10 protein-coding genes are annotated in these 13,556 nt (G+C 42.5%); 6 read left to right on the top strand and 4 right to left on the bottom strand.

Annotation, left to right across the window (positions count from 1 at the left end; translation table 11 throughout):
* The first annotated feature begins 27 nt into the window (after window positions 1–27).
* From nusA to rpsO, 6 genes are all read left to right on the top strand, one after another.
* A complete protein-coding gene (nusA, locus tag EYR97_RS05815; protein WP_131092877.1) occupies window positions 28–1,524 on the top strand; it encodes a transcription termination factor NusA in 1,497 nt (498 codons plus the stop codon).
* A gap of 24 nt (window positions 1,525–1,548) precedes the next feature.
* Window positions 1,549–4,155 carry a translation initiation factor IF-2 gene (gene infB / locus EYR97_RS05810; protein ID WP_131092876.1) on the top strand — a complete coding sequence of 869 codons (2,607 nt, stop codon included), beginning with the start codon at window positions 1,549–1,551 and terminating at the stop codon, window positions 4,153–4,155.
* 104 nt (window positions 4,156–4,259) lie between these two features.
* On the top strand, window positions 4,260–4,661 hold the full coding sequence (rbfA, locus tag EYR97_RS05805; RefSeq protein WP_131092875.1) for a 30S ribosome-binding factor RbfA: 402 nt from the start codon (window positions 4,260–4,262) through the stop codon (window positions 4,659–4,661).
* Entirely contained in the window at window positions 4,662–5,633 is a 972-nt protein-coding gene (truB, locus tag EYR97_RS05800; protein WP_131092874.1) for a tRNA pseudouridine(55) synthase TruB, read from the top strand.
* A gap of 106 nt (window positions 5,634–5,739) precedes the next feature.
* A complete protein-coding gene (locus EYR97_RS05795) occupies window positions 5,740–6,855 on the top strand; it encodes a hypothetical protein (RefSeq protein ID WP_131092873.1) in 1,116 nt (371 codons plus the stop codon).
* A 279-nt stretch (window positions 6,856–7,134) separates the two neighbouring features.
* Window positions 7,135–7,404, top strand: coding sequence for a 30S ribosomal protein S15 (gene rpsO / locus EYR97_RS05790; RefSeq protein ID WP_131092872.1), 270 nt, complete (start codon window positions 7,135–7,137; stop codon window positions 7,402–7,404).
* A gap of 73 nt (window positions 7,405–7,477) precedes the next feature.
* Here the strand turns inward: rpsO and EYR97_RS05785 are convergent, their stop codons facing one another.
* The 4 genes from EYR97_RS05785 to EYR97_RS05770 all read right to left on the bottom strand — a co-directional run bounded on the left by EYR97_RS05785 (window position 7,478) and on the right by EYR97_RS05770 (window position 13,451).
* Window positions 7,478–9,832 (bottom strand): bifunctional diguanylate cyclase/phosphodiesterase, encoded by a 2,355-nt coding sequence (locus tag EYR97_RS05785; protein WP_131092871.1) that lies wholly within the window; start codon window positions 9,830–9,832, stop codon window positions 7,478–7,480.
* Between the two features lie 116 nt (window positions 9,833–9,948).
* On the bottom strand, window positions 9,949–10,686 hold the full coding sequence (rluF, locus tag EYR97_RS05780; RefSeq protein WP_131092870.1) for a 23S rRNA pseudouridine(2604) synthase RluF: 738 nt from the start codon (window positions 10,684–10,686) through the stop codon (window positions 9,949–9,951).
* Between the two features lie 160 nt (window positions 10,687–10,846).
* Window positions 10,847–11,656, bottom strand: a complete 810-nt coding sequence (locus EYR97_RS05775) for a hypothetical protein (protein WP_131092869.1) — start codon at window positions 11,654–11,656, stop codon at window positions 10,847–10,849.
* Between the two features lie 241 nt (window positions 11,657–11,897).
* Window positions 11,898–13,451: a bifunctional GNAT family N-acetyltransferase/carbon-nitrogen hydrolase family protein gene (locus tag EYR97_RS05770; protein ID WP_131092868.1), complete on the bottom strand. Its 1,554-nt coding sequence runs from the start codon at window positions 13,449–13,451 to the stop codon at window positions 11,898–11,900.
* Window positions 13,452–13,556 lie beyond the last annotated feature (105 nt).

The following is a 13,556-nucleotide window of genomic DNA, read 5'->3' as shown; positions in this document are numbered from 1 at the left end:
ATCGAAGAAAGCGAAAGTGAGGCGAAAATGAATAAAGAAATTTTGTTAGTGGCGGAAGCCGTTTCAAATGAAAAACAAGTGCCTAGAGAAAAAATTTTTGAAGCGCTAGAGTTTGCGATTGCTAGTGCAACAAAAAAGAAAAACGAAGGCGAAATTGAAGTTCGTGTAAGCATTGACAGAACCTCTGGCGATTTTGATACGTTCCGTCGCTGGAAGGTAATTCCTGACGATCAAGAGCAGGAAAATCCATTTGCTGAAATTACCATCTCTGCCGCACAAATTGACGAACCAGAGATTCAGCTTGGTGACTATGTTGAAGAACAAATAGAGTCGATTAAATTCGATCGTATTACTACGCAAACTGCAAAGCAGGTAATTGTACAAAAAGTACGAGAAGCTGAGCGTCAGCAGATGATTGCAGAATACGAAGATAAAGTTGGTGAATTGGTTACTGGTACTGTTAAAAAGGTTAACCGTGACAACATTATCATCGATTTAGGCAACAACGCTGAAGGTGTTATTTATCGTGATGATATGTTACCTCGCGAGACGTTCCGTCCAGGTGACCGCGTTCGTGGCTTGCTTTATGTAATTCGTCCGGAAGCGCGCGGCGCACAGCTTTTTGTTAGTCGTACACATCCAGACATGCTGGTAGAATTGTTCCGCTTGGAAGTGCCAGAGATTGCTGAAGAAACATTAGAAATCAAATCAGCTGCCCGTGACCCAGGTTCACGAGCGAAAATTGCTGTTAAGACTAATGACAAGCGTTTAGATCCAGTTGGTGCATGCGTAGGTATGCGTGGTTCACGTGTGCAAGCGGTATCAGGTGAACTTGGCGGTGAGCGTGTTGATATCGTGCTTTGGGACGAAAACCCAGCACAGTTTGTTATTAATGCAATGGCACCTGCAGAAGTGGCATCAATTGTTGTTGATGAAGACAGCAATACAATGGACGTGGCAGTGGAAGCGGACAACCTAGCGCAAGCTATTGGTCGAAGCGGACAGAACGTGCGTTTAGCAAGCCAGCTTACAGGCTGGGAACTTAACGTGATGACGGTTGACGACCTCAACAAGAAGCACGAAGAGGAAAATGCAAAAGTCTTGAATCTATTTACAGCTGGTCTTGATATTGATGAAGAGTTCGCATCTGTACTGGTTGACGAAGGCTTTACAACGCTTGAAGAAGTTGCCTATGTCCCGGCAAGTGAACTTCTGGCAGTTGAAGGGTTAGATGAAGAGATGGTTGAAGAGCTGCGCAACAGAGCGCGTGCTTATCTCACCACACGCGCACTGGCGAATGAAGAATCGCTTGAAGGTGCAGAACCAACAGAAGCCTTATTAAATCTTGAAGGTATGAGTAAACACGTGGCTTATGTGTTGGCCAGCCGCGGTGTAACCGACCTAGAAGAATTAGCAGAACAAGGTACCGATGATATCAGTGATATCGATGAACTAGACGAAGAGAAGGCCGGTGCGTTAATCATGGCGGCTCGTAATATCGTATGGTTCAGTGAAGAAGAGTAAGGTCAACAGGGGGAAAATTACGTAATGGCAGATGTATCTATTGAAAAGCTCGCCAGCGACATTGGTACGACCGTTGACCGATTGGTTGGCCAGTTTAAAGACGCGGGTATCACTAAGAGTGCCGGCGATCAGGTAAACGAAGACGAGAAACAAAAACTATTGGATCATTTAAGTAAACAACACGGCAGCGCAGCTGAACCGACGCGTATGACACTTAAGCGTAAGACAACCAGCACATTGAGTGTTGGTAAGTCTAAAGAAGTGAAAGTAGAAGTACGTAAAAAACGCACTTACGTTAAACGCAGCGACATTGAAGAGCAGCAGCGTCAAGCGGAAGAAGAGGCGAAGCGTCTTGAAGAAGAAGCGCGTCTGAAGCGTGAAGCGGAAGAAAAAGCAGCGGCTGAAGCGAAAAAAGCCGCTGAAGAGAAAGCGCGTAAAGCAGAAGAAGCGAAGAAGGCTGCTGAGCAGGAACGTGCGCGTCGTGCAGAACAAGCTAAACGTGAAGCCGAAGCGCGTAAAGCAGATGAGCCTGAGTTAACAGAATCTGAAAAAGCAGCTCAAGAAGAAGCGCGTCAAGAAGAAGAACGTTTGCGTAAGGCGCAAGAAGAAGAAGCGCAGAAGAAGCTTGAAGAAGATGCGAAAAAAGCGGCTGATGAAGCGCGCAAACTCGCTGAAGAAAATGAGCGTCGCTGGAAAGAAGAAGAAGAGCGTCGTAAGAAGGCTGAAGCTGAAGAAGTTCACTTGCACTCTAACCGTTATGCTCAAGAAGCTGAAGACGAAGAAGACATGCAAGTAGAGCGCTCTTCACGTCGTCGTCGCAAGTCGAAGAAAAATGCAGGTGAGCACCTTAAGCAAGGCTTTAATAAGCCTGCTGCGCCAGTTGAGCGTGTAGTTAAGCTTGGTGCGACTATCACCGTTGGTGAGCTTGCTAGCCGTTTGGCAATTAAGTCAAATGAAGTTATCAAGACCATGATGAAAATGGGTGAAATGGCAACCATCAACCAAGTCCTAGACCAAGATACGGCTGTACTTGTTGTTGAAGAAATGGGCCATAAATACGAGCTTGTTAATGACAACGCGCTTGAAGAAGAGTTGTTGGCAGAAGGCACCGATGGTGAGAAAGCTACTCGTGCACCTGTTGTTACTATCATGGGTCACGTAGACCACGGTAAGACATCTCTACTTGATTACATCCGTCGCGCTAAAGTGGCAGATGGTGAAGCCGGCGGTATTACGCAGCACATTGGTGCGTATAAAGTACAAACCGACAATGGTGAAATTACCTTCCTTGATACGCCAGGACACGCGGCATTTACGGCAATGCGTGCTCGTGGTGCAACAGCAACAGATATCGTTATCTTGGTTGTCGCTGCTGATGATGGTGTGATGCCACAAACCAAAGAAGCGGTTCAACACGCGCGTGCAGCGGGTGTTCCATTGATTGTTGCTGTTAACAAGATGGATAAAGAAACGGCTGATCCAGATCGCGTTAAAACTGAACTATCTCAACTAGAAGTTATTTCTGAAGAGTGGGGCGGTGAGCACCAGTTCTGTAACGTGTCTGCTAAGACAGGTATGGGTGTTGACGACTTACTAGAAGCGATTGTTCTTCAAGCTGAAGTACTTGACCTTAAAGCAATGCCTGAAGGCCCAGGCCGAGGTATCGTTATTGAGTCTCGCCTTGATAAAGGCCGTGGTCCTGTAGCATCAGTATTGGTTCAAGAAGGCCAATTACGTCCCGGTGACATTTTACTTTGTGGCGAAGAATACGGTCGTGTTCGTGCTATGCGTGACGAAAATGGTCATGACATGAAAGTGGCTGGTCCGTCAACTCCAGTTGAAGTACTTGGTTTATCAGGTGTACCTGTTGCCGGTGAAGATGCTGCGGTAGTGAGAGACGAGCGTAAAGCCCGTGAAGTTGCGGCCAAGCGTCATCAGAAGAAGCGTGAACTTAAACTTGCACGTCAGCAAAAGGCGAAACTTGAAAACATGTTTGCGAACATGGAGTCAGGTGATGTTAGCGAGCTTAATATTGTGCTTAAAGCTGACGTTCAGGGTTCTGTTGAAGCAATTTCTGAATCATTAATTAAACTTTCTACTTCTGAAGTTAAAGTGAACATAGTAGGTAGTGGTGTAGGTGGTATCACCGAAACTGATGCAACCCTTGCAGCTGCATCTGGCGCTATCGTACTTGGCTTTAACGTTCGTGCCGATGCAACAGCACGTCGCGTTCTAGAGGCAGAAGAAATTGATTTGCGCTACTACAGTGTAATCTACAACCTAATTGACGAAGTGAAAGCGGCCATGAGTGGTATGCTTGCACCAGAATTCAAACAGGAAATCATTGGTCTTGCCGAAGTTCGTGACGTATTCAAGTCACCAAAACTGGGCGCTATTGCGGGCTGTATGGTAACTGAAGGTGTGGTTAAGCGTAGCAATCCAATCCGTGTACTGCGTGACAACGTGGTAATTTACGAAGGTGAACTTGAATCACTTCGTCGCTTTAAAGACGATGTACAAGACGTTCGAAACGGTATGGAATGTGGTATCGGCGTTAAGAACTACAACGATGTTAAAGTCGGTGACCAAATCGAGGTCTTCGAAATCGTTGAGGTTAAGCGCGAAATCTAATTGCCTGAATTAATTCGGCATGTGAAAAGCGGGGGCCGAGTGCTCCCGCTTTTGTCTATTTAGCATAGTGCATGTGCAAGTATTAGACGGGAAAGGAGAATACAATGGCTCGTGAATTTTCACGTACCGATAGAGTGGCTCAGCAAGTTCATAAAGAAGTAGCGAGCATTCTACAAAATGAATACAAACACCGCGTAGGTGATATGCCTTTAATAACTGTTTCTGATGTTGATGTGTCTCGAGATCTAGCGCACGCTAAGATTTTTGTGACTATTTACAACAGCACCGAAGAAGAAGGCAAAGCGCAGATTAAACAATTAGCAGAATACAAAAAATTCATCCGCAGTATTCTAGCTAAACGCATTCGTATGCGTTCTGTACCTGATCTTCATTTCTTTGAAGACAGATCAATTGTGGAAGGTATGCGAATTTCTAACCTTGTGTCACAAACCATCGCTGCTGACGAATCGAAGCGCGAGAAAGACGATCCACAAGAGCAGGAGTAGATGGCAAGACGTCGTAAAGGCCGTGATATAAACGGTATTGTATTGCTTGATAAGCCATTAGGTGGTTCATCTAATCAGTTGTTACAAAAAGTTCGTTGGTTGTATAAAGCAGCAAAAGCTGGTCATACCGGCGCACTTGACCCTCTGGCCAGCGGTATGTTGCCTCTGTGTTTAGGTGAAGCAACGAAGTTTTCGCAGTTTCTATTAGATGCTGAGAAAACCTACGAAGTGACAGCTAAACTGGGTGTGAGAACGACAACTTCGGATGCAGACGGTGAAGTGGTAGAAGAAAAGCCTGTCGAGGTCAGTGAAGAAGAAGTGCGCGATGCTTGCTTGGCATTTTTAGGTAAGAGCAAACAAATTCCATCAATGTTTTCTGCGCTTAAACACCAAGGTAAGCCACTTTATTACTATGCTCGCCAAGGCATTGAAATAGAGCGAGAACCTCGCGATATCGAAGTCTATGAGCTAGACGTATTGCGCATTGAACTTCCTTTTGTAGATATGCGAATAAAATGTAGTAAAGGTACTTATATTCGCTCCATTGTTGATGATTTGGGGCAAAACCTCGGCTGCGGCGCTTATGTTACACGATTGCATCGCACTGAAGTTGCAGACTATCCAACTGATAAAATGGTATCGATAGATAGGCTGATTGAAATTCAAGAGTCATTAATAGAAGACGACTTTAAGGGGCTGGATGATTTGCTTATTCCTATGGATACGGCCGTAAGTCGCTTACCGTTTGTTACCATCAATGATAGTGAGCGCAGCCGCTTCGATAATGGCCAATCAGTAAAAGGTACGTGTAGTGAAGCTCTTCAGGAAGGCTTGGCGTATCGCGTTTATCACGGTGTAGATACAAATGGTTTGTTTTTAGGTGTTGGCGAGGGGGTGCTAGACCCTAAAGATCAAGGCATTCCAAAACAGGAAGTGTTTGTAAATCCTAAACGTCGGGTTGTTTACAGCTAAATTTTGTGTGGTTTATTCTTATTATCAAAAAGCCTTGATGCCTGCCACAAGGCTTTTTAATTGATATTTTTTATACAAGTAAGCAATACATATTAAAGGGAATTGAATGAGTAGGTTGATTGTTTTCGCGGTTTGTTCTTTGTGTATTGGGTTTGTATCTGGGGTTTATTTTAGTGAAATGAATGCCACCTCAGATATGGATGGTTCAGAGTATTCATCAAATTTAAATGGCAACGAGGTCATTAATACCTCAATGTTCCCCTCAACTTCATTGCAAGGTGAAATCTCAAGCACAATATCCTCTAACCCCGACGACTATGACCTACAGTCCATTAGCATCGAACAGTGGTTAGCCGATAAGCCGGCGCTCAGTTTAAAGCAAATAAGCGCGCTGATATCAAAAATTAGCAATATGGATGAAGAATCAGCGGCAAATGCGCTTTCTCATTTCAACGCTATTGTTGTGGATCCAAGTGCCGCAATTATGAGATCAATGTTGGTTTCACGTTTGGTCGAGCTAGACCCTTTGAAAGCATGGGACCATGTAAATAACCTAAACGTTGACGCAAGAGCTAAACAAGAACTAAGAACCACAGTGATTAGCGCTTGGTCACGTCAATCTCCCATGAAAGCTTTTGAATGGTACCTCGACAATGAATTTCAACTAAAGGGGAGCGCCGAAATCAGAACGCTGCCTGCGCTTTTACTCTACGAAATAGCCAAAAAAGATGTTGATAGTGCATTACAGTCAGTGTCACTTTTCTCATCTGAGGTTTCAAGAACAATAGCTTTCAGCGGTATTTTTGCCGCTTTGCAAACACCAGAACAATTTATAGATGCCCTTTCAAATGAACAGATAGACAATGATAAAGACTTAGAACAAAACCTAATTCGTATATGGACGTCAAAGGATAGCGAGGCGGTTAAATCATGGTTTGAAAGCCTTGCAGCAAGCGCGCGCAAAGATGATATCAGGTTCATCATTTTTCACGATTATATAAATAGCGTACCAACAGAAGCCGCGTCTTGGTTCGTAAAACACAGTAAACCTGAAAATTATCAATCTGACGTTGAGCATGCTGCTACATATTTAGCCTATTCAGATCCTGAGATAGCATTAACTTGGACTAAGCGTCAGATTAATATAGATATTAACAGCGCGGTGGAGAGTGTCCTGGAAACGGCTGCGCGTCATTCACCAAATTTCGTAGAAAAAACCTAGATTTGGTTATTGATCGTGATAAAAAAGTTGCTATCGCACTTACTATTTATGCTATATACAAGAACAAAAGTGATCAGCTAGCAACTAACTTTTTAGATGGATTTGAATTTAAAGAAGATCTATCAAAACGCATAACATCGCTATACAGCGGCCTATCAAAATCAAATTAATGAAAATGTAGTGAGAGGCCTTGCTAAGTATGTAAACGTCATTATAATACGCCCCTCATTCCGCTTTGCTGAATTAGTGATCGGCGAAGCTTCATTTAAGGAGAATGATATGTCACTAACTAAAGAAGAAACCGCAAAAATCATTGCTGAGTATGGCGTTAAAGAAGGCGACACTGGTTCACCAGAAGTTCAAGTTGCTTTGCTAACTCACAACATCAACAAGCTTCAAGGTCACTTTGCTGATCATAAGAAAGATCACCACTCACGTCGTGGTCTTCTACGTATGGTTAGCCAACGTCGTAAGCTTCTAGACTACCTTAAAGGCAAGAATGCTCCGCGTTATCTTGACCTTATCAAGCGTCTGGGCCTACGTCGCTAAGACTCGGTTTCAAGAAAAGCGCCCATTGGGCGCTTTTTTTGTGCCTATTGGTTTTGAAATCTTAATTATGGCGTTAAGCCTTGTTCCGAGTGCTCTTTACTTGATACATTCTCTCATCGGCAGTATGAATTAATTCATCAAGGTTAGATGCTTCATCAGGATAACAAGAGTATCCGATACTGGCACCTACCGACATGACTCCTTTTGTTGTTTCTATCGGTTTTTCAATGGAACACTGAACGCGGTTAATTAGTTCTTTAATTTCAAACACTGACTCAACATCTGTCACAATAAGTACAAATTCGTCTCCTCCCATCCGTGCTGCTAAGTCAGAACTTCTACATAAACGCTTTAACCTATTTGCAACTTCAATTAAAATTTCATCGCCTATATTGTGCCCATAGTTGTCGTTGATAGGCTTGAATTTGTTTAAGTCGAAATACAGGCAAAAACACTTCAGTTGTGTTCTTTCAATTCGCGCAAATTCAAGCTCAATAAACGTTGAAAGCAAATTTCGATTTGCTAAACCGGTTAAGCTATCTTGATTGGCCAATTCGTTGATTTTTTTCTCGGCCAATACCTGTTCAGTAATGTCTATATTGATACCAAACATTTTATTGCCCTCAACAAGGCCATCTGCTCGAATATACCTAATACGCCCTTTGTCGACTTGAATTCTAAATTGTGCATGAAATTCAGACTCTGCATTAATTGCTTCGTCTATTTGCGCTTTAAGTTCCTCGACATCATCAGCGTAAACCATGTTAGACCACACAGTGTAGTAATCCTCAAATTCATGCTTAGGAACACTGTAAATTCTGTGCATCCAGTCATCCCAAATAAGCTCATTATTTTCTAAGTTCCACTCCCACACTCCTATATGAGCAACATCAGCAGCTAGTGACATTCGCTTGTTCAGTGCCTCTAACTTTTTCTGTGTCTTTCGTAACTCGGTAATATCTTCGGTAAGCGATAGGATGTACTGTGGCTTGTTATTAGCATCGTGAATGACAACTTTTTTAGTTTCTAAGAAGCGTTCAACACCATTTATAGTGTAGGGATGCTCCTCACAACTTTCTTTTATTTCTTTATTCAGAATGCGCATGTCTGACTCGAGTACTTTTTCTGCTTCATCACGCTTAAAAATATCAAAATCGGTCAGGCCTACCATTTCGCTTTTTGCCTTGCCAAAAACACGGCTCACTTGGTCATTGACATGGGTGAAGGTTAAATCCTCGGCACTTTTGACAAAAAGCATATCTGGGAGCGTGTCAAAAACAGTTTGAGCAAATACTTCTTGGTTTTTAATATCTGACAAGTCTTTCACTGTGCAGACAAACGCTTGATGGTTTCCCGGAAGTTTATTTACCAGAAGTGACATAGGAAACACGCTTCCATTTTTTCTTATACCTTCAATGCGCTGAGGGATATTTTTAACAATATGGCTGCCAGATACTTTTGCTACTTCATTCAATAGCGTGACATTACTTCCACTTGCAGCATTGACGAGATCGGTTACTCTTTTGAACTTCATTTCTCTAATTTGGTAATCAAACATGGCGAGGGCTGCAGGGTTTACGAATTCCAATTTGCCGTCACGGTCAAAAGTAATAACACCTTCTTGAACGGTGCTTAAAACCGCTGTAAAGCGGTCTGCTGATAGTGTCCGAACCCTAAGTTCAAGTAGCAAAATGAAAATAATGGAAAAGAAAGCAACCATAAACATCACAAGATAGGCTAACTCTTTGTGATGTTGTTCTTCAGATAGAACGGTGGTGGCGAGGGGAAAGACATGCATAGACAACATGCCTGTATAGTGCATGCCTGAAATTGCACTACCCATGATAAAGGCGGGGAGTATTTGCCTCGATATCTTCCTCTTTCTACGCATCACCAGTTCGTGTGCTTTAAGTGAAATACCTGATAACACAACCGCCACTATAACGGATAATGAGAATAGCCAACCGTTGTAAACCATTGCAGCATTCATCTTCAATGCCATCATGCCGACATAATGCATACTGCCTATTCCCACACCCATGAGTAAGCTGCTTAACCAAAGGTTACGTGATTTTTCAGGGTGATAAGCCACGACTATTAGACTAGCGAAAATAGCAGGAATTATTGATACGAGCGTAATAAGCGGGTCATACGATACTTCAATGGGTAAGGTATAGGCGATCATGCCTACGAAATGCATCGCCCATATACCAAAGCCTAAGAAACAAGCGGCAGCTACGGACCAAATAGCTCTCTCGTTCTTAAAGTCTGATTTTGCGGTACGTGCAGACAATGAAAAAGAAATGAGTGATGCAATTACCGCAATGAGAACAGATGTAACAACGAATACTGGGTCGTAAATTGCGACTAATTCAGTGCTCTGCTCAAAACTGTCTAGTGAAAAATAATGATGATGGCTGTTTTCCAAAATATTTACATATAAACAAAATAATATGTATTAAATGTAGACCATAGAATGAATTGCACCAATAGGATAAACAATAAAGTTAAGCTCATGTACTATCAAAGAAAGGTCATTACGCTCTAGGCTGTTTTGCTTGAATTTTGAACGGCCGATTGAAGTGTTGAAAGTTCTTGTTCTGTTAAATTTCGCCATTGACCTGGGCGTAAATTTCCAAGCTCTAAATGCATAATTCGATTGCGTTTTAATTTAGTCACTTCGTACCCTAAAAATTCACACATACGACGTATTTGGCGGTTTAACCCTTGAGTAAGGATAATGGTAAACTTATCTCGACCCGTGGGCTTTACAATACAAGGTTTTGTCACCGTGCCTAATATTGGTACGCCTCGCGCCATTCGTTTAACGAAACGCTCACTGATAGGTTGATTTACTGTTACTTCATATTCCTTATCGTGAGCATTCTCGGCACGCAGGATTTTATTAACAATATCACCATCGCTGGTTAAGATAATGAGTCCTTCAGAGGGTTTATCTAATCGTCCAACGGGAAAGATACGCGCTTTGTGTCCAATGGCATCAATGATGTTACCTTTGACATGGCGTTCAGTAGTACAGGTTATTCCAATGGGTTTATTGTAAATAATGTAAACTCGGTCTGATTTGTCAGTGGCAACGGCACCAACAACCTTACCATCCACTTTTACCGTGTCTGACGGTATAACTTTTGTTCCTAGCTCAGGCAACTTGTCGTTGATGGTGACTCGATTTTGTTCAATGAGTTTGTCTGCTTCTCGGCGAGAACATAGACCGGTATCACTAATATATTTATTTAAACGCTTTGGCGCTTGTTCACTCATTTTGCAACTTGTCCTGGGGTTTTAAGATGGGGAATTACAATATTGCGTTACTCATATAGCCCCAAACCACAGACTTTGGTTGGGGCCAATAAAGTAAAACATTTACAAATAAACTGGGCACATTGGCAATCACATTACCAACTTGCTCTGTGAATTTTTCTTACGGGTTACCTGTTAGTGTTGGTGAAGTAGGGGGAGTATTTGCTGCTTTGCTGCTACTTACCACTTTTGTCGCAATATCTCTAATTTCATTCTCAAGGCTAGAGATACGTCCTGACAACGTCGCATTACGTTGCTCTAACACTGATATTTTGTCAGTGAGATTGCGCACGCTTTGTTGAGCAGACTCTTTATCACCAAGAGCTTGTTCTAGCTGTACATTAACAGCCAGTAACTCATCAGCAATTGAAGCGAGCTGATTTCTTACCGAGCCCATTGCTGCTTCTTGCGCTTTTATTTCGTCGGAAACACCGTTAATATTCTTATTAAGCGCTGTTTGAACATTACCTATGCGGTCACCCATATCGGCTATTTCTTTTTGGTTTCTGCGCCAAGCCGAGGCCCATAGCTTGTCCATTTGCTCCCACAACTCAGCCGTTTTATTGGTCAATTCGGTTACTTTGACTTGTAGGGCAACTGTTGATTCGCCAATTTCTTCGCCGGTAGCAGACAACTTGTTTTCCAATTGCATAATGCGCTTGTCTGCTTCAAGGGCTACTGCTTTTTGCTGCTCTAGCAACGTATATAAGTAATAACAGCCACCACATGCAACTAGGGCAATCATTGCTACAAACGTTATCCATATACCATTGCCGCTAGACGGTGCTTGTGAAGCGGAACTCGTTGAAGATAATGAAGACTGAGCAGGCGCTTTAGAAGGGGCAGCTTGCTTTTTTGCTTGATAATCACGACGGTCCTCTTCATCCAATCTGATGGTAGGAAAATCGTCGTTCTTTGAATTATTTGCCATAGTAAATCAAAATTCTCTCTTGGTAGTATTTCCCGATATAGGTTTTAAGCGTTTCACGTAAGTACCTTTTGTTACAGGTCTTTCATATCTAAATTTACGTTAAAAGCTGTTAATCGAAGAAAAACTTTTTTATTTGCGCGCAATGACATGTTATCGCTAATTTAAGCCAATTGCCACGGCTTAAATTCAAACACAAACACATCGTCGATATGCGCAAAGTCAACTGCTAAAAATGACTGCATTATTTATCGCCAATCCACTCTACGCGGTAGAGATCTCGGCGACGATCTAAGTAGTTTCTAACTGAACCTTCGTTTTGCAATTTGGTGAGTTTGTCTAAATCCAAGTCGACAATTAAGGTCATTTCCGTATTGGGAGTGGTTTCCGATACGATGGCATCGTGAGGAAACGCAAAGTCACTCGGTGAAAACACCGCGGTTTGACCATACTGGATATCTACATTGTCAACTTTGGGCAAGTTACCTACGCTACCTGCAATTGCAACATAGCATTCGTTTTCAATGGCGCGAGCTTGCGCGCAACGGCGTACACGCAAATAGCCATTTTTGGTGTCGGTCCAGAAGGGGACAAACAGTATTTGCATTTCCTGTTCTGACAACACTCTAGCGAGTTCAGGAAATTCGACGTCATAACAAATTAATACGCCAATTTTACCAAAGTCAGTATCAAATACTTTTAGGCTATTACCTCCTTTCATTATCCAGTCTTCTTTTTCATGCGGTGTGGGATGCAATTTGTACTGGCTTTCAATGGTACCATCGCGTTTGCAAATGTAACTTACATTGTAAAGTTCTTCATTTTCCACTACAGGAACAGAGCCTGCGATAATGGTAATATTATAAGAAACCGCAAGATGCGAAATTGCTGTAAGTATTTCATCGGTATAGGTTGCTAAGTGCCAAATTGCATCAATGGAGGAATCTGACGGACTTAGCCCCATGAGCGGTGCATTGAAGAACTCAGGAAATAGGGCTACATCGCAAGAGTAGTCAGAGAGTGCATCAACAAAATATTCCACTTGTTGTAATAGTTCTTCTACATTGTTGAAATAACGCATTTGCCACTGAATACAGCCGATTCGCGCACTGGATTTTCTACTTGCGATAAGAGAGGGTGTTCCCGGTTCGTAATAAATGTTGTGCCATTGAAGCAATGTCGCGTAACCCTTAGATGCTTCATCTTCTGGTAAATAAGCGGTCATCACCTGTTTTACTTCAAAGCCGTTAGACAACTGAAACGTTAAAATTGGGTCGTATATGTCTTTCAACTTAACTTGTTCGATGTAGTCGTACGGCGACAACTGATGGGCGTAGTTTTTATAATTGGGTATGCGCCCCCCAGCCATAATTGATTTTAAATTGAGATTTCGACATAGCTCTTTACGTGCTTCATAAAGGCGTCTGCCCAAACGCAAACCTCGGTATTCAGGCGATACAATCACTTCAACGCCGTAAAGTACATCGCCATTTGGATCGTGTGTCGTTAAATAAGCATCGCCAGTAATTTCGTCATAAGAATGCTTGTCACCAAATTGGTCATAGTCAACAATCACCGAGATGGCGAAAGCAACCACTTTCCCCTTGTCTTCAATACAAATTTGTCCATCGGGAAACGTCGTCACTTGCGCTTTGTAGTTGGTATAGGGCCAAGCGCCACCTACATTCGCATAAACCTCATCCATTAAGGCTTTGACGTCGTTGTAATCGTCTAATCTTAAGTTTCTTAAATCGAGGTGGTGTTCTGTTTCTTCTATCTGTGTTTGATCTTGACTCATTATTTACTCACTGTTGTCGCTATCAGTTACTCAGAAAAATGTATTGCAGACATCAGAGCCTGTTAAGTATCTGAAAAAGTTAACTGTTACTTGGATTAATGGCAA

The organism is Alteromonas sp. KUL42 (genome assembly GCF_006538325.1).
Lineage (GTDB): Bacteria > Pseudomonadota > Gammaproteobacteria > Enterobacterales > Alteromonadaceae > Alteromonas.
Note: the sequence above shows the minus strand (reverse complement) of the source record. Positions and strands in the feature narration are given on the sequence as shown.

Bases quoted from the DNA above. Each gene is read 5' to 3' on its own strand.
- EYR97_RS05775 (WP_131092869.1), bottom strand. From the start codon at position 11,656: ATGGCAAATAATTCAAAGAACGACGATTTTCCTACCATCAGATTGGAT.
- EYR97_RS05770 (WP_131092868.1), bottom strand. From the start codon at position 13,451: ATGAGTCAAGATCAAACACAGATAGAAGAAACAGAACACCACCTCGAT.
- rbfA (WP_131092875.1), top strand. From the start codon at position 4,260: ATGGCTCGTGAATTTTCACGTACCGATAGAGTGGCTCAGCAAGTTCAT.
- EYR97_RS05795 (WP_131092873.1), top strand. From the start codon at position 5,740: ATGAGTAGGTTGATTGTTTTCGCGGTTTGTTCTTTGTGTATTGGGTTT.
- truB (WP_131092874.1), top strand. From the start codon at position 4,662: ATGGCAAGACGTCGTAAAGGCCGTGATATAAACGGTATTGTATTGCTT.
- rluF (WP_131092870.1), bottom strand. From the start codon at position 10,686: ATGAGTGAACAAGCGCCAAAGCGTTTAAATAAATATATTAGTGATACC.
- nusA (WP_131092877.1), top strand. From the start codon at position 28: ATGAATAAAGAAATTTTGTTAGTGGCGGAAGCCGTTTCAAATGAAAAA.
- infB (WP_131092876.1), top strand. From the start codon at position 1,549: ATGGCAGATGTATCTATTGAAAAGCTCGCCAGCGACATTGGTACGACC.
- rpsO (WP_131092872.1), top strand. From the start codon at position 7,135: ATGTCACTAACTAAAGAAGAAACCGCAAAAATCATTGCTGAGTATGGC.